The sequence below is a fragment of the Leifsonia sp. SIMBA_070 genome, from assembly GCF_046534635.1.
GTDB lineage: Bacteria > Actinomycetota > Actinomycetes > Actinomycetales > Microbacteriaceae > Leifsonia.
Map to the genome: position 1 here is coordinate 1 of NZ_JAWRYK010000181.1, position 278 is coordinate 278.

1 protein-coding gene is annotated in these 278 nt (G+C 63.7%); it reads left to right on the plus strand.

Features of this window, described 5'->3' with window-relative positions:
- The coding region (locus SB754_RS19920) for a CPBP family intramembrane glutamic endopeptidase (protein ID WP_410784113.1) at positions 1–278 on the plus strand (278 nt) is incomplete at both ends.

Sequence of the window (278 nt, forward strand, 5' to 3'; positions counted from 1 at the left end):
GCTGTACGTGGTGGCCCGCGCGATGGATCTCAATGTCCAGGTGGTTCCCTCGGATCTCAACGAGACCTTCTGGCGCCTGCCGATGCTGGTGTTCTCGGCCATCGCGAACTCCGCGGCAGAAGAACTGCTCGTGGTGGCGTACATCATCACCCGCCTGCGCCAACTCGGCTGGACCGAGAATCGCAGCCTGCTGTTCTCCGCGGTACTGCGCGGCGGCTATCACCTGTACCAGGGACTGGGCGCCGGACTCGGAAACGTACTGATGGGCCTGGTCTACG